Below are 22,147 nucleotides of genomic sequence, written 5' to 3'. Positions count from 1 at the left end.
ACATTATGGGACTGTTTGACGCATTCAAGAAGAAGGAAAAGCTCAAGGTCGGCCTGGAAAAGACCCGCACCGGCTTTTTCCAGTCCATCGTGAACACACTGACCAACTCCCAGATCGACGACGATCTGTACAACGAGCTGGAAGAACAGCTCATCCTCGCCGATGTGGGCCCCGCCTGTGCGGTCCGCCTCGTGGACGAGCTGCGCGACACCGTCGAATCGCAGCATCTCAGGACCGGCGAGGAAGCGCTGCGCGCTTTGCGCGAGATCATCCGGCGCGAGATCAGCCCCAGCACCGACCTCGATCTTTCCGGCAAGCCCGCCGTCATCCTGGTCATCGGCGTCAACGGCGTCGGCAAGACCACGACGATCGCCAAGCTGGCCTATCTGTACAAGGACCTGGGCCGGCACGTCATGCTGGCGGCCGGCGACACTTTCCGCGCCGCGGCCAGCGAACAGCTGGAAATCTGGGCCGAGCGCGCCGAGGTGCCGTTGGTCAAGGCCGGCGAGGGCGCCGACCCCGCCGCCGTCATCTTTGACGCCGTGCAGAGCGCCGCGGCCCGCGGCTATGACCTGGTCATCGCCGACACCGCCGGCCGTCTGCACAACAAGAAGGGCCTGATGGACGAGCTGGCCAAAATTTCCCGCAGCGTCCGCAAGGCCAGCCCCGAGGCCAGCCTGGAAGTGCTGCTGGTGCTGGATGCCCTGACCGGCCAGAACGCCATCAGCCAGGCGCAGGAATTCTGCCGCGCCGCCGGCGCCACCGGCATCGTGCTGACCAAGCTGGACGGCACCGCCAAGGGCGGCTGCGTCATCGGCGTCCACGAAAAGCTGGGCCTGCCCATCCGCTTTGTCGGCGTGGGCGAGAAGATTGACGATCTGCTGTTCTTCTCGGCCACCGATTTCTCCGAGGCGCTTCTGCCCGAAGTGCCCGCCAAACACAACGAGGAGTGAGTGTCCGATGATCGTCTGTGCCGCCACCAACAATGCCGGAAAACTCAAGGAACTGCGCCGCATCCTGACCCGCTGCGGCCACGAGGTCAGAAGCCTGCGTGAGCTGGGCGTGACCCTCGACCCCGACGAGACCGGCACCACCTTTGAGGAGAACGCCCGCATCAAGGCGCAGGCGTTCTGCGCCGCCACCGGCCTGGCCACCGTGGCGGACGACTCGGGTCTTTGCGTCGAGGCACTGCACGGCGAGCCCGGCGTGTACAGCGCCCGCTATGCCGGCTGCCACGGCGACGACGAGGCCAACAACCGCAAACTGATGGACCGGATGGCCGACCTGCCCGAGGGCAGCCGCGCCGCACGGTTTGTCTCGGCGGTCTGCCTGATGCTGCCGGACGGCCGCTGTCTGACCGTCCACGGGGAATGCCCCGGCCGCATCGCGCTGACCCCGGCGGGCAGCAACGGGTTCGGCTATGATCCGCTGTTCATCCCCGACCGGGTGGGCCTGCCGCAGGGCGGAACCCGCCCCAACACCGAGGGCCGCACCTACGCCGAACTCGCCGACGCCGAGAAGGACGCCATCAGCCACCGCGGCCGCGCGATGGAACGCCTGGAAGCCGCCCTGCCGGACTTCCTTCAATCCTGAAATCCAAAGGAGGAACCCCCATGTCCCTTACCAGCAAACAGCGCGCCGTGCTGCGCGGCCTCGCCAACCCGATGGACCCTGTTTTCCAGATCGGCAAGGGCGAGATTGACGATACCCTCGCCGCCGGCGTCGAGGACTGCCTGGCCGCCCGGGAACTCATCAAGATCAAGGTGCTGGAAAACAGCGAATACACCGCCCGCGAAGCCGCCGACCTGCTCAGCGAGCGGCTGGGCGCCGACTGCGTCCAGGTCATCGGCCGCAAGTTCGTGCTGTTCCGCCTCAAAGAAAAAGAGTCCGCCTACGCGGATCTGCTGCGATGAAGATTCTGCTGTTCGGCGGCACCTTTGACCCGCCCCACGCCGGACATATGAACAACCTGCGGGCCGCCATCGAGCTGGTCCGGCCCGACCGGGCCATCGTCATGCCGGCGGGCATCCCGCCCCACAAACAGGCCAGCGCCACCCCCGGGTCGGTGCGGCTGGCCATGTGCGCCTGCTTCCGGGCCGTGGACCCCTGCGTGGAGATCAGCGGCTGGGAGATCGAGCGGGGCGGACGCAGCTACACCTACCATACCCTGACCATGCTGGCCGAGCGCTGGCCCGCCGCCGAGCGGTACATGACGGTGGGCAGCGATATGCTGGAAACCTTCCAGCGCTGGTACCGCTGGCAGGATCTGCTGCGGCTGGCCACGCTGGTCGTGCAGAGCCGGGAACAGGACGACGCCGACGCGCTGCGCGCCGCCGCCCGCCCGCTGGTCGAGGCGGGGGGCCAGGTGCTGTTCACCCGCGCCCCCGTCGTGGAGTGCGCTTCCAGCGACATCCGCGCCGGGCGCTACACACCGGAACAGCTGGCCAGACTGCTGCCGCCGCCGGTGCCCCGCCTGATGGAACAATACCGACTGTACCGCCGTACCTTTTGAAAGGAAGTTGCCGTTATGACCGAGGAAGAGGCCAAAGCTCTTGTCAAACCGCGCCTGTCCGCCAAGCGCTACCAGCATACCTTAAATGTAAAAAAAATGGCGGTCAAACTGGCCCGACGCTACGGCGCAGACCCCGAAAAGGCCGCTCTTGCGGCAATCCTGCACGACAGTGCGAAGGAATTGCCCCGGCAGGAGCTGTTGCAGATTTTTGCCGATAATGCTATAATAGCACAAAATGCTGCCCAGCGTCCTTCGCCGGTGTGGCATGGGATCGCCGCCGCCATACTGTGCCAGACACAGTGGGGGGTGACGGACCCCGAGATCCTGTCCGCCATCCGCTGCCATACCACCGGCAAGGTGGGGATGAGCCTGCTGGACAAGATCCTGTATATGGCGGATATGACCAGCGCCGAGCGGGACTATCCCGGCGTTGAGGTGCTGCGTGCCGAGGAGATGGAAAATCTCGACCTGGCACTCTGCCATGCACTGGAACAGTGCATCGGTTTTGTCAAAGAGAAGGGCGGCGTGCTGGACCCCGAGACCGTGGCCGCCCTTCAGGACGTGCGCCGTCACTGCGCGCAGGATCCGCTGTAACGACCGAAAAAGCCATGATACCGGAAGGCAGTGCCCTCCGGTCTGTTCCCATATCTGACCCAAAGGGAGGAACAATATGAGCGAGTCACGCAGGTTGAATACCGATGACGCGCCCCGCAGTGTCTATCATGCGGGGGACGCACAGCGCACTGTCAATGTCCGGCGCTCGACGGCCGGCGGCGTGCTGAGCCAGCAGGAATACGAGGCGGCCCGCCGCCGCGCCCAGGCTGCCGCCGCCAACAACAGCCGCCGCACCCGCAGCTTCAACCGGGTGCAGCAGCACGACATTGACCGCTATCAGGCCGCCCGCCAGCAGGCCGGCGCCCAGCCACAGGCCCAGCGCCCCGCGCAGCCGGCCCAGCCCGCGCAGCCGGCGGCCCAGCAGCCGCTCACGCTGGCCCAGCGCCAGGCCATGGAAATCCAGCGCCGCGCCGCGGCCAACAACCGCACGATTCACCGCAGCAGCGGCACCCAGGTGCGGCGTCTTGACCTCAACGAAACCCGGGGCAGCCGTCCGCATTACGATATGAACGACGATCCGGAATACCGCGCCCGCCTCGAGCGCCGCGCCGCCCAGGCCGCTGCCCGTCCGCAGCAGCCGGCCGCCGCGGCCCCGGCGGCTTCGCAGCCCGTCATGGCGTCCCGCACGTCCCAGAACGGCAGCACGGCCGGCAAAGCCGGCGGCTCTGCGCGCAGCGGTGCCGGAGCCTCGGGCGCCGGGGGCGGCAAGCCTCCCCGCGGCGGCAACGGCGGCAAGGCCGGAAAAGGCGGCAAGGGCGGCAAGAACGGCAAGGGCGGTTCCAAAAAGAAGAAGGGCAGCTGGTGGAAAATCCTGCTGGGCACCCTGGCCGCCATTGTCCTGATCTTTGCCGGCACGCTGTTCTTCATCATCCGCGCCATCGCGCCGGAGGCCGGTGCCATCAAGATCAGCCAGCTGATCAACACCCCCAAGGAACTGCAGGACAGCGAGTTCAACGTCCTCATCACCGGCGTGGACCGCTCGAGCACCGACGACCTGAGCGCCGGCGCCGCCAATGACTCCAACGTCAACGACGGCATGACCGACATGATCCTGTATCTGCACTTCAACAACGAGACCGGCGAGGTCCGGATGCTGCAGATCCCCCGCGATACGATGGTCACCACCGATACCTCGGTCTCGGGCAACTACCGCATCAACGGCGTGGCCAAGACCCAGGGCTCGGACAACAACAACAATATGGCTGCGCTCTGTGAGCTGGTCGCCGACCAGTACAAGCTGCCCATCGACGGCTATATCACGATCCGGCTCGAGATGCTGGTCAGCCTTGTCGATACCTTCGGCGGCGTGGAACTCAACGTGCCCCAGGATATGGACTTCCAGGGCAGCCACCTCAGCCAGGGCTACCAGACCCTCAACGGTGCGGCCTGCGAGTTCCTGCTCCGCGCCCGCAAGATCTACCCCGACGGCGACATCGGCCGTCTGAACATGCAGCGGCAGTTCTACTCCGCGCTGTTCCGCAAGCTCAAGAGCATCGGCAACATCTGGGATGTCGCCAAGATGGTGCCCGCCGTCGTCAACTATCTCGAAACCGACCTCAGCGTGACCAAGCTGGTCAGCTTTGCGGTCAGCATGCTCAAGGTGGAATCCTCCAAGATCATGATCTGCCAGATGCCGGTCTATATGGGCGGACCCAAGTACAACGACCAGGATCTGCTCTACCCGGCCCGTCAGGAGGACGCCGACCTGCTCAACCAGTATTTCCGCGAGAATACCGGCCCCGTCGATGCCAGCGAACTGAACCTGTGCGACAATGTCGTGGCGCTGACCGGCGGTACCGTGACCGACCCCAATATCCAGTATATGGGTGACCTGATGCAGAAGGATTCCGAGGCCCAGGTCAACGACAACCTCGACGGTTCCCATGTCGTGGATTACGTCGAACCGACCCCGGACCCCGCAGATTCCGCCGACTCGGCCGGCAGCGATGCGGCCCAGAGCGACGCGGAACCCGCGGCCTGAGCCCCAAGGAAGGAGCAACTATGGAAAGCAAGGAATTGGCCATTCGTCTGGCCCGTGTTCTGGACGCCAAGAAGGCGTATAACATCCGGGTCCTCCACGTCGAGGACCTGACCACCGTGGCGGATTACTTCGTCATCGCCACCGGCAACTCCACCACCCATGTGGGGGCGCTGGCCGACGAGGCGGACTTCCAGCTCGGGCAGCAGGGCGTGCATGTCCTGCGCACCGAAGGCCACGACGGCAACCGTTGGGTGCTGCTGGATTACGGCAGTGTCATTGTCCATGTGTTTACCCCCGAGGCCCACGATTTCTATGACCTGGAACATCTGTGGGCCGATGCCACCCAGCTGCCCGAGAGTGAGTGGGCAGCCCCGGAACAACAACAATAAACAGGGCGCGCCGTCCGCGGTGCCATCCCAATACAATCAGTGGGGAGAGAACGTCAAATGAAGTATGATTTCAAGGCCGTTGAGGCCAAATGGCAGAAAGTCTGGGAGGATGAGCATACCTTCCACGCCGAGATCGATCATTCCAAGCCCAAATTCTACGCGCTGGTGGAGTTCCCGTATCCTTCCGCCGCGGGCCTGCATGTGGGACATCCCCGCAGCTACACCGCACTGGACATCGTGGCCCGCAAAAAGCGTCAGTGCGGCTACAATGTGCTGTACCCGATGGGCTGGGACGCCTTCGGCCTTCCCACCGAGAACTATGCCCTGAAGAACCACATCAACCCCGAGATCATCACGGCCCGCAACGTCGCCCGCTTCAAGAGCCAGCTCAAGGCGCTGGGCCTCTCCTTTGACTGGGACCGCGAGATCAACACCACCGATCCCGACTACTACAAGTGGACCCAGTGGATCTTCCTGCAGCTCTACAAGAAGGGCCTTGCCTACAAGAAGGAGACCACCGTCAACTACTGCACCGGCTGCAAGGTCGTTCTGGCCAACGAGGAGGTCGTCAACGGCGTCTGCGAGCGGTGCGGCAGCCCCGTGGTCCAGCGCGTCAAGAGCCAGTGGATGCTGCGCATCACGGCCTACGCCGACCGCCTGATCGACGATCTGGACACCGTCGATTACATCGACCGCGTCAAGACCCAGCAGCGCAACTGGATCGGCCGCAGCCACGGCGCCGAAATCAACTTCGACACCACCGCCGGCGATACCCTGACCGTCTACACCACCCGCGCCGACACGCTGTTCGGCTGCACCTATATGGTTGTCTCGCCGGAGCACAGCTTCATCCGCAAATGGATGGAGGCCGGCCTGATCCGCAACCCCGACGCCGTCAAGGCCTACCAGGAGGAAGCCGCCCGCAAGAGCGACTTCGAGCGCACCGAGCTCAACAAGGAAAAGACCGGCGTGCGCATCGAGGGCGTCAACGCGATTGACCCCGTCAACGGCGCCGAGGTGCCCATCTTCATCTCGGACTACGTCCTGGCCACCTACGGCACCGGCGCCATCATGGCCGTGCCGGCCCACGATACCCGCGACTGGGAGTTCGCCAAGAAGTTCGGTCTGCCCATCATCGAGGTCGTCAAGGGCGAAACCCCGTCCAACCTCGAGGAGGCGGCCTTCACCGACGTTGCCACCGGCACGCTGATCAACTCCGGCTTCCTCAACGGTCTGTCCGTCGAGCAGGCCAAGGAGAAGATGTATGCCTGGCTGGAAGAGAACGGCAAGGGCTGCAAGAAAGTCAACTTCAAGCTGCGCGACTGGGTGTTCAGCCGTCAGCGCTACTGGGGCGAGCCCATCCCGATGGTCTGGTGCGACAAGTGCGGCTGGCAGCCCCTGCCCGAAAGCGAGCTGCCGCTGCGCCTGCCCGAGATCACCGACTTTGAGCCGGGCCCGGACGGCGAGAGCCCGCTGGCCCGCCATACCGAGTGGGTCAACACGACCTGCCCGTGCTGCGGCGGCCCGGCCCGGCGCGAGACCGACACGATGCCCCAGTGGGCCGGCTCGTCCTGGTATTTCCTGCGCTATATGGACCCGCACAACCCCGACGCCATCGCCAGCAAGGAGGCGCTGGACTACTGGTCCCCGGTGGACTGGTACAACGGCGGCATGGAGCACACGACGCTCCATCTGCTGTACAGCCGCTTCTGGCATAAATTCCTGTACGACATCGGCGTGGTGCCGCTGCCCGAGCCGTACAAGAAGCGCACCTCGCACGGCATGATCCTGGGCCTCAACCCCCATGCCTACGAGAATCTGCCCGATTCGGAGCGCAAGGCCCTGCTGGCCGAGTTCGGCAGCGAGAAGGCCGTCCGCGAGCATCTGGTCGAGAAGTACGGCGAGATGTCGGAACATCCCATCGTCAAGATGTCCAAGAGCCTGGGCAACGTCGTCAACCCCGACGACGTGGTCAACGAGTACGGCGCCGACACGCTGCGCCTGTACGAAATGTTCATCGGCGACTTCGAGAAGGCCGCGCCCTGGAACACCAACTCCATCAAGGGCTGCAAGCGGTTCCTCGACCGCATCTGGGCGCTGTCCGAAAAGAAGGTCGAGGGGGACGGCATCCGTCCGTCGCTCGAGGCGCTCTTCAACCGCTCCATCAAGAAGGTGGGCGAGGACATCGACGCCCTCAAGGCCAACACCGCCATCGCACAGCTGATGATCCTTGTCAACGCGCTGTATGAGCAGGGCGGCGCCACCCGCGCCGAGTTCGAGGTGCTGCTCCAGCTGCTCAACCCCTTCGTGCCGCATATGACCGAGGAACTGTGGCAGCAGATGGGCCACGAGGATCAGCTGGCCTACCACCCCTGGCCCAGCTATGACCCGGCCAAGTGCGTCGAGCAGACCGTCCAGATCGCCGTTCAGGTCAACGGCAAGGTCAAGGCCCGCATCGACGTGGCCGCCGACATCGAGAGCGCCGACGCCATCGCCGCCGCCAAGGCGGACCCCGCTGTGGCCGAAGCCATCGCCGGAAAGACCATCGCCAAGGAAATCTACGTCAAGGGCCGCCTGGTCAACATCGCCGTGAAAGGCTGATTGCTCCCCATGGCACACGCTTCGCAAAAGCTGAATACCTGTCGGCAAGCCTCCGCCTCCGCGGGGGCTTTGCCCGTTTCGGGCAATCTGGCCGCGCTGGCACGTCGTCCGCTGCTCTGGCTGCTGCTGGCGGCCTTCTCGCTGCCCGGCTACTGGCTCGCTCTGCGGGTCCCCGCCGTCGATATGGACGACCTCGCCATCGGCGTCTACCAGCAGGGCGGGGAATTCCTGCGGCAGGGACGGTTCACCGTCTGGCTGCTGCAGGCGCTGACCGGCATCATGGCATACCGGCCCTTCTGGCCGGAACTGTTCGCGCTGGTCTGCCTGGCGCTGGCCGGCGTCGTGCTGGCCGCCGCGCTCTACACCGCGGCCCGGCGCCCGGCGGCCCTGCCCGGCGCCCTGCTGCTGGCCGCCGGCCTCGTGCTCTGGCCCTACCATGCCGAGATCCTCATGTACTCCAACCAGTGCGGGGTGGGGCTGGGGTATCTGCTCTGCGCCGCGGCGCTCGCCCTCGCGCTGCCCCACCTGCTGGGCGGGGTCCGCACCGGATTGCCCGGCGCGGCGGGCGCGGCGCTCTGCCTGGCGTTCGCCCTCGGCCTCTACGAGTCCTTTGCCCCGGTCTGGCTCACCCTGGTGTTTGCGGCGCTGCTGCTCGACGCCGCGGCCCTGCCGCCCCGCAGCCGCTCGCTGCGCCGGTCCGCCGCCGCACTGGTGCGGGGCCTCTGGCCGCTGGCCGCCGGTCTGCTGCTCCGCCGCCTCTTCACCGCGCTGCTCTGTGCGGCCGCCGGCGTCACGGGCGGCAACGGCACCGCCTCCAAGACCATCTTCTGGTTCCGGCGGGACAGCCTCGCCCAGGCACTGCTCATCCCGCTGCGGGAATGGCTGACCAACTACGTCGCCCTCGCCTTTGCGGTGCCGGCGCTCGCTTTGCTGGCCCTGGCCTGCCTGGCCGTCCTGGTCTGGGGCGTGCGGCACCGCGGCGGCAACGGCCGGGCACTCTTTGCGGCGGGCCTGCTGCTCTCCCAGTTTTCCCTGGGGCTGCTGCAGGGCACCGGCGCCCAGATGGCCCGCACAACCCAGTGCTTTGCGGTCTTTGTCCCCTTCGCGGCCTGGCTGTGGCTCGGTCCGGCCCTGGATGCACTCCGGCCGCGCCGCACCGTGCCGGCCCTGCTGGCGGGCCTGGTCTTTCTCGGCATCGAGGCGGCGTCTTTGCGGGCGGATTTCGCCTTCGGGCGGGACCGCTGGCACTATGAGGAATCGCTGCTGACCGATACGGCCCGCGCCCTCGATGCCCTCGACCCCGCCGGCACGATGCCGGTCGCCTTCACCGGGGAGGTCGAACTGCCCGAGGAACTCTCCCGGCGGCTCGTCGTCCCGGCGCAGAACCCCGCGTACAAGGTGTCCTACCTGATCTCGGCGGTGCTGGGCGGGCCGTTCGGTGAACTGTACCGCTACGAAAACCCCCAGACCCTTGTCATCAACTGGGCACAGGATGCCTTCGGCGGCAAGGAACAGCTCTACCTGCTGATGGAGCAGGTCGGCCGCCCCTGCGCGGCAGTCACCCCCGAACAGCAGAGCGAGGCCGACCAACTGGCCCAGACACTGCCCGACGGCGTGACCATGCAGGACGGGTATCTGCTCGTCCGATTCTGATACCAAAATACCCGGAAGGGGAGTCAAGATATGCTCATCAGCCTGATCGTACCCTGTTACAATGAGGAGGAGGCCATGCCGCTGTTCTACCGCGAGGCCTCCCGTGTGGCAGAGCAGATGAAAACCAGCCACGGCGCGGACTTTGAATTCATCTTTGTGGATGACGGTTCGCGGGATGGCACCCTGGCCACGGCCCGGCGCCTGCATGACGAGGACCCGCGGGTGCGGTATGTCTCGTTCAGCCGCAACTTCGGCAAGGAGGCGGGCATCTATGCCGGTCTGCAGGCCGCCCGCGGCGACTATGTCGCCACGATGGACGCCGACCTGCAGGACCCGCCCGCCCTGCTGCCCGACATGCTGGACGCCCTGCTCACCGGCGACTATGACTGCGCCGCCACCCGCCGCACCACCCGCGAGGGCGAACCCCCGGTGCGCAGCTGGTTCGCCCGGCTGTTCTACCGCATCATCAACCGGATGTCCGACACCGAGATTGTGGACGGCGCCCGGGATTTCCGCCTCATGAGCCGCCGGATGGTCAACGCCGTGCTGGAAATGTCGGAGTACAACCGCTTCTCCAAGGGCATCTTCAGCTGGGTGGGCTTCAAGACCCGCTGGTTCGACTACAAGAACGTCGAGCGGGTCGCCGGCAAGACCAAATGGAATTTCTGGAGCCTCTTCCAGTATTCCATCGAGGGCATCGTCGGCTTCTCGACGGCGCCCCTCGTCATGGCGGCGCTGGCCGGCGTGATCTTCTGCCTGGCGGCCTTTGTGGGCATCATTTTTGTCATTGTGCGGGCACTGCTCTTCGGTGACCCCACCTCGGGCTGGCCCAGCATGGTCTGCATCATGCTGCTCTGCAGCGGCGTGCAGCTCTTCTGCCTGGGCATCGTGGGCGAGTACCTGGCCAAGACCTATCTGGAAGTCAAACACCGCCCGGTCTATATCACCCGGGAGACCGAGGCCGACCGCGACGCGCGCCGCGGCAATCCGTAACAACACCGAGCAGAGGGCATCCGGCTCTCTGCTTTTTTGTATAGGAGGGGACCATCCATGCGGGATATGACCACCGGCCCGGCCTTCGGGCATCTGTGGCGGTACGCCCTGCCGCTGATGCTGGGCAACTGGTTCCAGCTCGCCTACAATGCCGTGGATTCCATCATCGCGGGCCGCTTCATCGGCAAGGAAGCCCTCGCCGCCGAGGGCGTCGCCGGCCCCGTCATGAACCTCGTCATCCTGGGCATCACCGGCATCTGTCTGGGCGCCGGCGTGCTGATGAGCGAGTTTTTCGGCGCCGGGGACCTGCCCCGTCTGCGCCGCGAACTGGCCACCACCGTGCTGTTCGGCACCGTGTTCTGCGCGGGGGTCGCGGCGGCGGGCATCCTGCTCACGCCGGCCATCCTGCGCGGCCTCGCCGTCCCGCCCGAAATCCTCACCATCACCGGCGTGTATCTGCGCATCACCTTCCTCGGCGCGCCCTTCACCTGCTTCTACAACGCCCTCGCGGCGGGCTTCAAGAGCGTCGGCGACGCCAGGACGCCGCTGCGCTTCCTGATGTTCTCCTCCATCCTCAACGCCGTGCTGGACCTCATCTTCATCGGCGCGCTGGGCTTCGGCATCGTCTGTTCGGCGGTGACCACCGTCGTCGCCGAGGCCGTCAGCGCGGCGCTGGCCGGCTGGTGGCTCCTGCGCCGCACCCCCGAACTCTGCCCCGAACGCTGCGACTGGCGCATCGACGGCTCGCTGCTGGGCCGCACGCTGCGGTACGGCGGCGTCACGGCGCTGCAGCAGGCCGTGCAGCCCATCGGCAAGGTGCTCATCCAGGGCCAGGTCAACGCGCTGGGGGTGGACATCATCGCGGCCTTCAACGCCGTGACCCGGATGGATGACTTCGCCTTCACCCCCGAACAGAGCATCGCCCAGGGCATCACGACCTACATCGCCCAGAACCGCGGCGCCGGCCGGCGGGACCGCATCAACCGCGGGTTTGCCGTGGGGCTCGGCATGGAGGTCGCCTACTGGGCCATCATCGGCACCCTGGTGGCGGTGCTGCGCACGCCGCTGGCCTCCCTCTTCGTCACCGGCGAGGGCGCCGACCGCGTTGTGGCGCTGGCGTCCCGGTATCTCGCGCTGATGGCGGTGTTCTATCTGCTGCCCGCCCTGACCAACGGCTTCCAGGGCTATTACCGCGGCATGGGCCGTATGCCCATGACCCTGCTGGGCACCTTCCTGCAGACCTCGCTGCGGGTGATCTTTACCTGTCTGCTGGCGCCCCGGCTGGGCATCAGCGGCATTGCCTGGGCCTGCGCCGTCGGCTGGACCGTCATGCTCTGCGTCGAGGTCCCCTGGTATTTTGCAACCCGCGCCCGCTGGCTGGCCGCGGACCGGACCTGAAAAATAAAAGCGCCCTTTCCCGGCCGGGAAGGGGCGCTTTTTGCAAAGAAAAAAGCGGCAGACGCTCTGGCGTCTGCCGCAAATAGGGATTCAATCAGGCACGGTTGGCGGAGCCGAACAGCTCGATCTTCTCCTTGACCTTGGCCATGATGGCATCGGCGCCCGGCTTCAGCAGCTTGCGGGGGTCGTAGCCCTTGCCCTGCTGATCCTTGCCGGCCTCGATGTACTTGCGGGTGGCTTCCGCAAAGACCAGCTGGCAGTCGGTGTTGACGTTGATCTTGCAGACGCCCAGGCTGATGGCCTTCTGAACCATCTCGTCGGGGATGCCGGTGCCGCCGTGCAGGACCAGCGGGATGTTGTTGGTGGCCTGATGGATGCGGTCCAGCGCCTCAAAGTCCAGGCCCTTCCAGTTGTCGGGGTAGATGCCGTGGATGTTGCCGATGCCGGCAGCCAGGAAGTCCACGCCCAGCGCGGTGATCTTGGCGCACTCCTCGGGATCGGCGATCTCGCCGGCGCCCACGACGCCGTCCTCGACGCCGCCGATGGAACCGACCTCCGCCTCGATGGACAGGCCCTTGTCGTGGGCCAGCTCAACGAGCTCGCGGGTCTTGGCGACATTCTCCTCGATCGGATAATGAGAACCATCAAACATGATGGAGGTGAAGCCGGCCTCGATGCAGGCCTTGGCGCCCTCGTAGGTGCCGTGGTCCAGGTGCAGCGCCACCGGCACGGTGATGCCCAGCGACTCATCCATCGCGCGGACCATCGCGGCCACCGTCTTGAAGCCGGTCATATACTTGCCGGCGCCTTCCGAAACACCCAGGATCACCGGGCTCTGCATGGCCTGCGCCTGCAGCAGGATGCTGCGGGTCCATTCCAGGTTGTTGATGTTGAACTGACCGACACCGTAGTGACCGTCACGGGCTTTCAGGAGCATATTGGTTGCATTAACGAGCATATCAGGTACCTCCTCAAATTTCATTCCCTAATTTCATTCCTGAGAAAGGCAGAGAGACCCCGCCCCTCCGATACCTCTATTATAGCCTGACTTTGACAAAAAAGCAACAAAAAGATTCAGGAATTGCCTGCCGCTGCGCACTATGCTATAATCAGACCAGAACGGTGCGGCGAACAGACCGCAGGGAGGAGAACGGCATGGGAATCTTGCTGGAAGAGATGGCCGGGACAGGGCGGTACGGGGACTGGGAGCCCTTTCTGGAAACCGAGGCGCAGCAGCCCTATTTTGAGGCGCTGGACCGCTTTGTGACGCAGCGCGCCGCCGCGGGCACGGTGTATCCGCCGCCCGGGCAGGTGTTCCGCGCGCTGGCATGTACGCCGGCGGCCTCGGTGCGGGTGCTGCTGCTCGGCCAGGACCCCTACCATGAACCGGGGCAGGCGATGGGACTGGCCTTCTCGGTGCCCCGGGGGGTCAAGGCGCCGCCCTCGCTGCGCAACATCTGCCGCGAACTGGAAAGCGACCTCGGCCCCGGTGCGGGCGCCGGCACCGACCTGACGCCCTGGGCCCGGCAGGGCGTGCTCTGCCTCAACACGGTGCTCACGGTGGACCGCGGCGCCGCCAACTCCCACGCCCGCCACGGGTGGGAGACCTTCACCCGCAGCGCCATCGCCTACGCCCTGCAGCAAAGCCCCCATCCGGTGGCGGCGCTGCTCTGGGGCGCGCACGCCCAGTCCTATGCCCCGATGCTCGAGGCACGCGCCGGCGCGCCGGTGTGCTGCCTGTGTGCGCCGCATCCCAGCCCGCTGTCGGCACACCGGGGCTTTTTCGGGTCCCGGCCGTTCAGCCAGGCCAACGCCTTCCTGACGGCGCAGGGCGAACCGCCGATCCGCTGGGCGCTGAACACCCCGACCGACTGATGCAAACCACAAGGCCCGCGGCCATATGGCCGCGGGCCTTGTGCTGTCAGTGGACCGAAGAAGCTGCCTCCATGGCGGAAAGCTCCGGCATGACGGTGCGGCGCATCGTGAGGTAGCAGGCCAGACCGCCGATCAGGTTGGAGATCGGCTCGGCCAGAAAGACGCCGTTGACCCCGAGACCTGCCAGGTGGGGCAGGGCCAGCGTCAGCGGCACGACGATGATCGCCTTGCGCAGCAGCGAGAAGAAGATGGCCATCCGGGCCTTGTTCAGCGATTTGAAGACGCTCTGCCCGGTGAACTGGAAGGCCATCATGACGAACCCGAAAAAGTAGATGTGCAACGAGGGCACCGCCGCCCCGAGCAGGGCGGCATCATGGTTGAAGATGCTGATGAAGAAGGTGGGGAACAGCGAGATGAGCCCCCAGATCAGCAGCGTGTAGCCGAAGCCCAGCTGGGTCATGAACCGGATGGCCTGCCGCACGCGGGGGACATTGCGGGCGCCGTAGTTGTAGCTGATGACCGGCGAAGCGCCGTCGGTCAGCGCCATGACCGGCGTCTGGGCGATCTGCCGCACCGAGTTGATGACGGTCATCACGCTGATGTACAGATCCCCGCCGAAGGCGCGCAGCGTCGCGTTGCAGGCCACCTGGACCAGACTGTCCGTGAAGGACATCACAAAGCTGGAGGTGCCCAGCGCCGTGATGCGGCGGATGCAGCCCCAGTCCGGCCGGAACCCGCGGAACTGCAGCGTCAGCTCGGCCTGCGGCCCGGTCAGGAACCGCAGCACCCACAGCGCCGAGAGGAACTGCGAGACCACCGTCGCAATGGCGGCGCCGCGTACGCCGAGCCCGAACCCGTAGATCAGGATGGGGTCCAGCACGATGTTGGCCGCGGCGCCCAGCAGGACGGTCAGCATGCCGACCTTGGCAAAGCCCTGGCTGTTGATGTAGGGGTTGAGCCCCAGCGAGGTCATCACAAAGACGGTGCCCAGCAGGTAGATCGTCATGTAGTCCGACGCATAGCCGTAGGTGTCGGCACTGGCGCCGAACAGATAGAGAATCGGGCGATGGAAGGCGATGCCCACAATGGTCAGCACCGCACCGCAGACCAGCAGCATGAAGTAGGCGTTGGCCATGATGCGCCGCGCGGCGGGCAGGTCCTTCTGGCCGCGGGCGATGGAGCACAGCGGTGCGCCGCCCACCCCGAACAGGTTGGCAAAGGCCGTGACGAGGGTCACGATGGGAAAGCACAGGCCAAGCCCGGCCAGCGCCAGCGTGCCGTGGCCGGGAATCTTGCCGATGTAGATGCGGTCCACGATGTTGTACAGCAGGTTGAGGACCTGGGCCACCAGCATGGGGGCCGCAACGGACAGCACGTTCTGGCGCACGCTGCCGGTGGAAAAATCCACCTGGCGGCTGCCGCCGGCGGGGGAGCGGTGAAAAAACATAGCGGTATCTCCTTGCAGCGGGTTAGAAACACAAAAAACGGCGTGCCGCTCTCCAAGGGAGCGGCACGCCGCCATCATCCGGAAATCAGCGTCCGATGGGGGCGGTCTTGGCCTTCAGCCAGGCCTTCTCCTCCTCGTTCAGGCGGGGGCTGAGCATCTCATACACATGGGCATGATAGGCGTTCAGCCAGTCAATCTGGGTGCGGGTCAGCTCATCCACCAGCACCGGCTCGGTCGAGATCGGCGCCAGGGTCAGCGGCTCAAACCGCAGCCAGTGGCCGTACTGGTTCTCGCCGGCATCGACGCATTCCAGCTCGTTCTCAATGCGGATGCCCACCTCGTCGGTCTCGTAGACACCGGGCTCGTCGGTGATGGTCATGCCGGGCTTGAAAACAATGTCGTTCTGGGGACGCAGGCTCTGCGGACCCTCATGAACGCCGCTGATGAAGCCGACACCGTGGCCGGTGCCGCAGCGGTAGTTGATCTTGTGGGCCCACAGCGGACCGCGGGCAAAGCTGTCCAGCGCAAAGCCGGTGCAGTAATCCAGGAAGACGGCGCGGGCAATGTCGATGTGGCACTGCAGCGTCCAGGTGTAGTAGCGGCGCTCGTTGTCGGTCAGCGGGCCCACCGGATAGGTACGGGTGATGTCGGTGGTGCCGCAGTCGTACTGGCCGCCGTTGTCCACCAGCAAGAAGCCGTGAGGCTCAATCACGCTGTCCACGTCGCCGCCCGCATGGTAGTGCATCATCGCGGCGTTGGGACCGTAGGCCGCAATCGTGCCGAAGCTGTCCTCAAAATAGCCGGGCATCTCGCTGCGGCGGCGCTGCAGCATCACTTCGATGTCGGTCTCGTGCAGCGTCTTGCCCTCGGCCAGCGCCTTCTCGAGATCCATCTGGAACCGCACGACGGCCACGCCGTCCCGGATATGGCATTCCCGGATGTTGGCCAGCTCGACGGGATTCTTGATGCCCTTGAGGGCAAAGATCGGGTCGGGGCCCGCCACGGTGCGGTGCTCGCACAGGGCGCGGTACAGTTCATAGTTGGTCGCCTTCTCGTCCACCAGGAACACTTCCTCGGCGGGCAGGGCATGGACGGCCTCCAGCAGCTCGGGATAATCCCGCAGCGTCACGCCGTTGTCGTGCAGGGTGGCGGCGTCCGCCTCACTCAGACGGCCCGGCGCAATGAACAGCGTGCAGCTGTCCATCGTGACCAGCGCATAGGCCACGGCCAGCGGGGTGCAGGGCAGGTCCAGCGCCCGGACGTTGGTCAGCCAGCCCACGCAGTCCAGACCCGTCACGGCCAGCGCGGTGGCACCGGCCTTGCGCAGCTCGGCGCGCACCATCTCGATGCGCTCGGCGGCCGTCGCACCGGTCTGTTCGGGGGTCAGCAGGCGGCAGGGGGTGTTGGGCAGCTGCGGACGGTCGGTCAGGCTCTCCCACAGCGGGGTCACGATGTCCAGGCTCTTCAGCGCGGCGCCCTTGGCGGCCAGCGCCTGCTCATAGGTGTGGGCCGTCGTGGCGGGCACGCAGCTGCCGTCCAGCAGCAGGGTGTCCCCGGCGCCGAAATGGTCGGCCAGGTACTCGGCCACCGTCGGCACCCCGGCGGAACCGGCGTGCATGCAGGCAATCTCGGTGCCGGCCAGCTGCTTGTCGGCCTGGACGTAAAACCGTCCGTCGCACCACAGGGCACTGCCCTGCATCGTCACGACCAGCGTGGAGTTCTCCCCCGTGAAGCCGGAGAACCAGGGCAGGCTGTTGTAGTAATCGGGCAGGTACTCGCTGCAATGCGGGTCGCTCGTCATCAGCAGAACGCCGCTGCCGCCGGCCGCTTTGGCCGCGCTGCGCAGGGCGGAGATCTTTTCGTTCGTAGTCAAAATGGATCGCCCCTTTTTGTGATTTGGTATCGAACAAGTCCATTCTAACACGTTTTTACAAAAGGTCAAGGCGCGCGGTTCACCGCCGCACAATGCGGTAGTACTGCCGGGCCGTCACGGCATAGACCGCCGTATAGCACACCGCAAACACGGCCAGGACGGCCAGCGCCACCCCGGCGAACAGCACAAGGTCGGTGATGCCGAACATCTCCACCATCCGGGACAGCATCGGGAAGGCGGCGGCCAGATGCACCGCCGCGGCCGCCAGCGGCAGGAAAAACACCAGCAGCACCTGGGTGCGGATGGCGGCGCGGACCTCCTCGGCGGACATGCCGACCTTCTGCAGGATGACGAACCGGCCGCGGTCCTCGTAGCCCTCGCTGAGCTGCTTGTAGTAGATCATCAGCACGGTGGCCATCGTGAAGAGCAGCGCCAGGAACAGCCCCAGAAAGACAAAACTGCCGTACAGGCCGGTGAATTCCTGCCGCAGCTGGGGCTGGCAGAACAGATAGAGCCCCGCCCCGTCAAACGGCGTGCCGGAACTGGCGTCCAGCGTCTGCTGCATCGCTTCGGCGCAGGACAGCAGTGCCTCGTCGGAAGCGCCGGGGTCGTCCACGGCAAGCTGCCATTGCAGGTTGGGCATCTCGCCGATGCAGCGCTCGGTCTCCTGCCGGAAGGTCTCGAGCACCTGCCGGGAGGAGACCACCACGGCCAGCGACCCGCTCACCCGGTTGACCAGGTCCTCCGGCACCGCGGGCGCCGGGCTTGCCGCAAAGCACAGCGAGCCGTACCGCAGCTGTGCCGGGTCCGCCCCGGCCACCAGCACCTCGTCGTCGTCCAGCGTCAGCGAAAGCCCCGCGGCGGCGTTGTAGTCCTCCACCGTCAGCACCGACAGCATCACCGCGTCGGCGGTGTACTCGCTGATGGGGCGGTAGACGCCGTCCCGGACCGTCACCGTCAGTTCCAGACTTGTCTGGCTCTGCCAGACGGCCCGGTCGGTCAGCCAGGGGGCGGCCGCGTCGGCCAGCTGCCCGCGCAGCGCCGTGTCGTCGCCGGTGTCGCAGGTATAGTGCGAGGTGATGAGCAGATCATGCGGATAGTTGGTCTGCAGGCTGGCCTCCATGCCGGTGTACAGACAGACCGTTGTGGCTACGCTGACCAGCACCGTCGTGGACAGGATGCAGATGTTGGCCAGGCCGCGGGCGTTCTGGTTCATCCGGTAGATCAGCCCCGACACCGCCACAAAGGCCCGCGGCCGGTAGTAGAACCGCCGGTTGGCCCGCAGCGCCTTGAGCAGCACAACGCTGCCCGCGCCGAACAGCAGATGGGTGCCCACAATCACAAGGGCGACCGCCGCAAAAAAGAGGAGCAACGCCATCACGGGGTCGCGGGTCAGGATGCTCAGCGCGTAGCCGCCCGCCAGCGCCGCGGCCCCCGCCAGCGCCGCCAGACGGCGGCTGCGGGGTTCCCGCTCGCCGGTGCGGTCGCTGTGCAGCAGCTCGATGGGACTCATCCGCCCGACCTGCCACAGATTGCGCAGATAGAGAAACCCGAACAGCAGGGCCATGGCGACGGCGGTTTCCAGCGCGCCGGGCAGACAGAACGCAAAGCCGAGCGGCAGCGAGAGGTGCATCAGCCGCAGCAGCGCCGCCAGCGCCAGCTTGGAGAGCAGCGCGCCGCCCGCCAGCCCCGCCGCCGAGGACCCGGCCCAGATCAGCGCCGATTCCAGCGCCAGCAGGACGGCTAGGTGGCGCTTTTCCATGCCCAGAATGTTGTACAGCGCCAGTTCCCGGCCCCGGCGGCGCTGCACAAAGCCGTTGGCATACACCATGATCCAGACGATCAGAAAGGCCATGACGGCACTGCCCAGCGTCAGCATCATCGCCACATAGTCCGCACCGTGCATCGTCTGCACAAAGGGGCTGTAGCTGAGATACCGCATGATGTAGCACATGGCGGAACAGAACGCCGCCGTCAGAAAGAACGGCCCGCAGTATTGCCGGTTGCGCACCAGACCGCGCAGGGCCAGCCGCAGATAGAAGGCGGGTTTACGCATCCTCTTCACCCCCTGTCAGCGCGGCCAGCGTGTTCTGAATCCGGGTGAACATCTGCTCCGAGTCCGACCCGCCGCGGAACAGCTGGTGGTAGACCTGCCCGTCCCGCAGAAAGAGCACCCGGGACGCATGGCTGGCCGCCCGCACGCTGTGGGTGACCATCAGCAGGGTCTGGCCGCTCGCGTTGATGCGGCCGAAGAGCTGCAGCAGCGATTCCGCCGAGCGGGAATCCAGCGCGCCGGTCGGCTCGTCGGCCAGCACGAGCGCCGGCCGGGTGATCAGTGCCCGCGCCACGGCGGCGCGCTGTTTCTGGCCGCCGCTGACCTCATAAGGGTACTTGTCCAGCAGCCCGTCGATGCCCAGCTGACGGGCCAGCGGCAGCAGCCGCTCCTCCATCCGGGCGTAGGGCAGATCGGCCAGCACAAGCGGCAGCAGGATGTTGTCCCGCAGGTTGAAGGTGTCCAGCAAATTGAAGTCCTGAAAGACAAACCCGAGGTGATCCCGGCGGAAAGCGGCCAGCTGCCGCTCGGGAATTTTGGTGATGTCCTGGCCGTTGAGCAGCACTTCGCCGCCGGAAGGCCGGTCCAGCGCGGCCAGAATGTTGAGCAGCGTCGTCTTGCCGGCGCCGGACTCGCCCATGATGGCCAGGTATTCCCCCTGATCCACCGCAAAACTCAGGTCGGACAACGCCTGGACCCGCGCCCCGCCGAACCGGGCGGTGTAGATTTTCTGAAGATGACGGATTTCCAAAAGTGCCATGGCAGGCAGCCTCCTTTTCTTGCATCGGATGGATACACCGTCATCGTACCGCCCGGCGCGGGCGTCTGCCATGGCCGCAGCGAACAAAGCGGCCCGCCAACCGAACGGTTTTGTCACCTTACTCGCACAGCAGGTCCTGGCGGGGAAAGTGCAGCGTCACCGCCGTGCCGCCGCCCGGCGCCGCCCCGGCCTGCAGGGACGCCCCGATCCGCGCCGCGGCCCGGGCGCTCAGATACAGCCCCAGCCCGGTGGCATGGCTGTCGGCATCGCGGCCGTTGCGGCCGGTATAGCCCTTCTCAAACACCCGGGGCAGGTCCTCGGGCGGGATGCCGATGCCGGTGTCCGCCACGCACAGCGCCGCGGCGTCCGCCGTGATCGTCACGGTGCCGCCGTCGGGCGTGTATTTGACGGCGTTGGAGAGCAGCTGTTCCAGCACAAAGCCCAGCCAGCGGGCGTCGGTCAGAGCCCGGGCCGCGGTGCCGTCATAGCGCAGCGAGAGATGATGCAGAATGAACATCCGGGCAAACCGCCGCACGACACGGCGGATCACCGGGTCCAGCGCCGTGGGGCAGACCACAAGGTCGGCGCTGCCGTCCGACAGCCGCAGGCAGTTCAGCGCCATGTCCACATACCGCTCGGTGCGGAACAGCTCGGTCTCGGCCGCGGCGGCCTCCTCCCCGGGGGCGGACTGCACCAGCAGATGCAGCGCGGCCAGCGGCGTCTTGATCTGGTGCGCCCACAGGGCAAAGTCCTCCTGCAGCGCATCCCGCGCCCGGCGCGCCTCGGCCCGCTGCCGGTCCATCCGGTCGGCCAGCGCCGCCACGGCGGCCCGGTACTGTCCCTCGATGCTCTGCGCCCCGGCCGGCGGATCGGGCAGCACGGGGTGGCTCTCCTCGGGGCAGTGCCGGACCGCGGCCACCGCCGCCCGGCGCGCCCGCCAGCCCGGAAACCCCGCCGCCGTCACGAGCAGTCCCGCCGCCGCGGACAGCACCGACGCATAACCCAGCGCCTCGCCGGGCAGGGCATAGAGCAGCCCCACCCACCAGAAAATCCCCACGGTCAGCAGCCAGAGCAGCGCGGTGTGCCGCTGCCCGGCCAGATACCCCCACAGCGTTTTCATGCCAGCAGATACCCCTCCCCCTTGACGGTGCGCAGCCGCCCGCCCAGCCCGGCGGCGTCCAGCTTGCGGCGCAGCCGCCCGACGTTGACGGTCAGCGTGTTCTCGTCCACAAAACAGTCGGTGGACCACAGCCGGGTCATCAGGGTGTCCCGCCGGACGGTGCGGCCGCGGTTTTCCAGCAGCATCTGCAGGATGCGCAGCTCGTTGCGGGTCAGCGTCACGGTGCCCGCGGGGGTGCGCAGCTCCCCGGTGCCGGGTTCCAGCTCCGCCCCGTCGGCCAGCGGCAGCACCGGCGAGGGCGCCGTCCGGTAGGCCCGCCGCAGGATCGCCTGCACCTTGGCGGCCAGCACGTCCAGATCGTAGGGCTTGGGCAGAAAATCATCCGCCCCGAGGTCCATCGCCGTGACAATGTTCAGGTTGTCCGACGCCGAGGACAGAAAGACGATCGGCACATCGGACTGCCGGCGCAGCAGCCGGCACCAGTGATACCCGTTGCGGTAGGGCAGCGAGAGGTCCAGCAGGACCAGATGCGGGGCAAAGCCGGTCAGCGCCGGCATCAGATCGGCAAAATCGGCCGCACAGCACACCTCGTATCCGAGGGTTTCCAGATGGCGGGCGGTCAGACGGGCCGTGACCGGGTCATCCTCGGCCAGAAAGATTCGGTACATCGCAGCGACACTCCTTCCGTCTGCGGCAGCAGGCATTCACCTGATAAGACGAGCCAGCCGGGCAGGAATTTTGCAAAAAGTTCAGAATTGCGCTACAAAAATGCCGCGCAAACCTCTTGACGGGTTTGGTATAATAGGGTTGGCAGTAGGAAACTGCGATTGCTAATCAAGCTGCGATTCAAAATAGAAGGGGACACACATCATGGCAG

Annotated in this window: 19 protein-coding genes; 12 read left to right on the top strand and 7 right to left on the bottom strand. The window is 66.1% G+C overall.

Going from position 1 to position 22,147, the window contains the following annotated elements:
• The first annotated feature begins 5 nt into the window (after positions 1 to 5).
• The 11 genes from ftsY to U0L91_RS08180 all read left to right on the top strand — a co-directional run bounded on the left by ftsY (position 6) and on the right by U0L91_RS08180 (position 12,142).
• Positions 6 to 953 (top strand): signal recognition particle-docking protein FtsY, encoded by a 948-nt coding sequence (gene ftsY / locus U0L91_RS08230; protein WP_330045973.1) that lies wholly within the window; start codon positions 6 to 8, stop codon positions 951 to 953.
• Between the two features lie 7 nt (positions 954 to 960).
• On the top strand, positions 961 to 1,593 hold the full coding sequence (gene rdgB, locus U0L91_RS08225) for an RdgB/HAM1 family non-canonical purine NTP pyrophosphatase (protein ID WP_330045971.1): 633 nt from the start codon (positions 961 to 963) through the stop codon (positions 1,591 to 1,593).
• Between the two features lie 20 nt (positions 1,594 to 1,613).
• On the top strand, positions 1,614 to 1,913 hold the full coding sequence (locus tag U0L91_RS08220; RefSeq protein ID WP_330045969.1) for a YhbY family RNA-binding protein: 300 nt from the start codon (positions 1,614 to 1,616) through the stop codon (positions 1,911 to 1,913).
• Positions 1,910 to 2,512 (top strand): nicotinate (nicotinamide) nucleotide adenylyltransferase, encoded by a 603-nt coding sequence (gene nadD, locus U0L91_RS08215; protein ID WP_330045967.1) that lies wholly within the window; start codon positions 1,910 to 1,912, stop codon positions 2,510 to 2,512. Before U0L91_RS08220 ends, nadD begins: the two co-directional genes overlap by 4 nt.
• A gap of 15 nt (positions 2,513 to 2,527) precedes the next feature.
• A complete protein-coding gene (gene yqeK, locus U0L91_RS08210) occupies positions 2,528 to 3,106 on the top strand; it encodes a bis(5'-nucleosyl)-tetraphosphatase (symmetrical) YqeK (RefSeq protein WP_330045964.1) in 579 nt (192 codons plus the stop codon).
• A gap of 76 nt (positions 3,107 to 3,182) precedes the next feature.
• Positions 3,183 to 5,108 carry an LCP family protein gene (locus U0L91_RS08205; RefSeq protein WP_330045962.1) on the top strand — a complete coding sequence of 642 codons (1,926 nt, stop codon included), beginning with the start codon at positions 3,183 to 3,185 and terminating at the stop codon, positions 5,106 to 5,108.
• 20 nt (positions 5,109 to 5,128) lie between these two features.
• A complete protein-coding gene (gene rsfS / locus U0L91_RS08200) occupies positions 5,129 to 5,497 on the top strand; it encodes a ribosome silencing factor (protein WP_330045960.1) in 369 nt (122 codons plus the stop codon).
• A gap of 57 nt (positions 5,498 to 5,554) precedes the next feature.
• Entirely contained in the window at positions 5,555 to 8,098 is a 2,544-nt protein-coding gene (gene leuS, locus U0L91_RS08195) for a leucine--tRNA ligase (RefSeq protein WP_330045958.1), read from the top strand.
• Positions 8,099 to 8,167: 69 nt separating this feature from the next.
• Positions 8,168 to 9,751 (top strand): glucosyltransferase domain-containing protein, encoded by a 1,584-nt coding sequence (locus tag U0L91_RS08190; RefSeq protein ID WP_330045956.1) that lies wholly within the window; start codon positions 8,168 to 8,170, stop codon positions 9,749 to 9,751.
• Positions 9,752 to 9,781: 30 nt separating this feature from the next.
• The gene (locus U0L91_RS08185; protein WP_330045955.1) at positions 9,782 to 10,744 is read left to right on the top strand and encodes a glycosyltransferase family 2 protein; all 963 of its coding nucleotides are present in this window, start codon (positions 9,782 to 9,784) and stop codon (positions 10,742 to 10,744) included.
• A 57-nt stretch (positions 10,745 to 10,801) separates the two neighbouring features.
• Positions 10,802 to 12,142: an MATE family efflux transporter gene (locus U0L91_RS08180; RefSeq protein WP_330045952.1), complete on the top strand. Its 1,341-nt coding sequence runs from the start codon at positions 10,802 to 10,804 to the stop codon at positions 12,140 to 12,142.
• 94 nt (positions 12,143 to 12,236) lie between these two features.
• Here U0L91_RS08180 and fba read toward each other — a convergent pair whose 3' ends face one another.
• Complete coding sequence (fba, locus tag U0L91_RS08175) at positions 12,237 to 13,100, bottom strand: class II fructose-1,6-bisphosphate aldolase (RefSeq protein ID WP_330045950.1); 864 nt, start codon at positions 13,098 to 13,100, stop codon at positions 12,237 to 12,239.
• A 197-nt stretch (positions 13,101 to 13,297) separates the two neighbouring features.
• Between fba and U0L91_RS08170 the strand changes: the two genes are divergently transcribed.
• Complete coding sequence (locus tag U0L91_RS08170; protein WP_330045948.1) at positions 13,298 to 14,017, top strand: uracil-DNA glycosylase; 720 nt, start codon at positions 13,298 to 13,300, stop codon at positions 14,015 to 14,017.
• A gap of 46 nt (positions 14,018 to 14,063) precedes the next feature.
• On the opposite strand, the gene U0L91_RS08165 is transcribed toward U0L91_RS08170, so the two are convergent.
• From U0L91_RS08165 to U0L91_RS08140, 6 genes are all read right to left on the bottom strand, one after another.
• Positions 14,064 to 15,464 (bottom strand): MATE family efflux transporter, encoded by a 1,401-nt coding sequence (locus tag U0L91_RS08165; protein WP_330045946.1) that lies wholly within the window; start codon positions 15,462 to 15,464, stop codon positions 14,064 to 14,066.
• A gap of 85 nt (positions 15,465 to 15,549) precedes the next feature.
• A complete protein-coding gene (locus U0L91_RS08160) occupies positions 15,550 to 17,337 on the bottom strand; it encodes an aminopeptidase P family protein (protein ID WP_330045944.1) in 1,788 nt (595 codons plus the stop codon).
• Positions 17,338 to 17,416: 79 nt separating this feature from the next.
• Complete coding sequence (locus tag U0L91_RS08155) at positions 17,417 to 19,393, bottom strand: FtsX-like permease family protein (protein WP_330045942.1); 1,977 nt, start codon at positions 19,391 to 19,393, stop codon at positions 17,417 to 17,419.
• Positions 19,386 to 20,150: an ABC transporter ATP-binding protein gene (locus U0L91_RS08150; RefSeq protein WP_330045940.1), complete on the bottom strand. Its 765-nt coding sequence runs from the start codon at positions 20,148 to 20,150 to the stop codon at positions 19,386 to 19,388. The genes U0L91_RS08155 and U0L91_RS08150 overlap by 8 nt, the downstream gene beginning before the upstream one ends.
• A gap of 118 nt (positions 20,151 to 20,268) precedes the next feature.
• On the bottom strand, positions 20,269 to 21,270 hold the full coding sequence (locus tag U0L91_RS08145; protein WP_330045938.1) for a sensor histidine kinase: 1,002 nt from the start codon (positions 21,268 to 21,270) through the stop codon (positions 20,269 to 20,271).
• On the bottom strand, positions 21,267 to 21,938 hold the full coding sequence (locus U0L91_RS08140; RefSeq protein WP_330045937.1) for a response regulator transcription factor: 672 nt from the start codon (positions 21,936 to 21,938) through the stop codon (positions 21,267 to 21,269). Before U0L91_RS08140 ends, U0L91_RS08145 begins: the two co-directional genes overlap by 4 nt.
• Positions 21,939 to 22,147: the final 209 nt, after the last annotated feature.

The organism is Gemmiger sp. (assembly GCF_036306485.1).
GTDB lineage: Bacteria > Bacillota > Clostridia > Oscillospirales > Ruminococcaceae > Gemmiger.
This window is presented reverse-complemented; position numbering and strand designations above follow the sequence as displayed.

Excerpts from the sequence above, each read along its gene's own strand:
- U0L91_RS08185 (WP_330045955.1), top strand. The coding sequence starts at position 9,782 with ATGCTCATCAGCCTGATCGTACCCTGTTACAATGAGGAGGAGGCCATG.
- rdgB (WP_330045971.1), top strand. The coding sequence starts at position 961 with ATGATCGTCTGTGCCGCCACCAACAATGCCGGAAAACTCAAGGAACTG.
- U0L91_RS08165 (WP_330045946.1), bottom strand. The coding sequence starts at position 15,464 with ATGTTTTTTCACCGCTCCCCCGCCGGCGGCAGCCGCCAGGTGGATTTT.
- U0L91_RS08220 (WP_330045969.1), top strand. The coding sequence starts at position 1,614 with ATGTCCCTTACCAGCAAACAGCGCGCCGTGCTGCGCGGCCTCGCCAAC.
- yqeK (WP_330045964.1), top strand. The coding sequence starts at position 2,528 with ATGACCGAGGAAGAGGCCAAAGCTCTTGTCAAACCGCGCCTGTCCGCC.
- U0L91_RS08170 (WP_330045948.1), top strand. The coding sequence starts at position 13,298 with ATGGGAATCTTGCTGGAAGAGATGGCCGGGACAGGGCGGTACGGGGAC.
- fba (WP_330045950.1), bottom strand. The coding sequence starts at position 13,100 with ATGCTCGTTAATGCAACCAATATGCTCCTGAAAGCCCGTGACGGTCAC.
- U0L91_RS08180 (WP_330045952.1), top strand. The coding sequence starts at position 10,802 with ATGCGGGATATGACCACCGGCCCGGCCTTCGGGCATCTGTGGCGGTAC.
- U0L91_RS08140 (WP_330045937.1), bottom strand. The coding sequence starts at position 21,938 with ATGTACCGAATCTTTCTGGCCGAGGATGACCCGGTCACGGCCCGTCTG.
- leuS (WP_330045958.1), top strand. The coding sequence starts at position 5,555 with ATGAAGTATGATTTCAAGGCCGTTGAGGCCAAATGGCAGAAAGTCTGG.
- U0L91_RS08205 (WP_330045962.1), top strand. The coding sequence starts at position 3,183 with ATGAGCGAGTCACGCAGGTTGAATACCGATGACGCGCCCCGCAGTGTC.
- ftsY (WP_330045973.1), top strand. The coding sequence starts at position 6 with ATGGGACTGTTTGACGCATTCAAGAAGAAGGAAAAGCTCAAGGTCGGC.
- nadD (WP_330045967.1), top strand. The coding sequence starts at position 1,910 with ATGAAGATTCTGCTGTTCGGCGGCACCTTTGACCCGCCCCACGCCGGA.
- rsfS (WP_330045960.1), top strand. The coding sequence starts at position 5,129 with ATGGAAAGCAAGGAATTGGCCATTCGTCTGGCCCGTGTTCTGGACGCC.
- U0L91_RS08150 (WP_330045940.1), bottom strand. The coding sequence starts at position 20,150 with ATGGCACTTTTGGAAATCCGTCATCTTCAGAAAATCTACACCGCCCGG.
- U0L91_RS08155 (WP_330045942.1), bottom strand. The coding sequence starts at position 19,393 with ATGCGTAAACCCGCCTTCTATCTGCGGCTGGCCCTGCGCGGTCTGGTG.
- U0L91_RS08145 (WP_330045938.1), bottom strand. The coding sequence starts at position 21,270 with ATGAAAACGCTGTGGGGGTATCTGGCCGGGCAGCGGCACACCGCGCTG.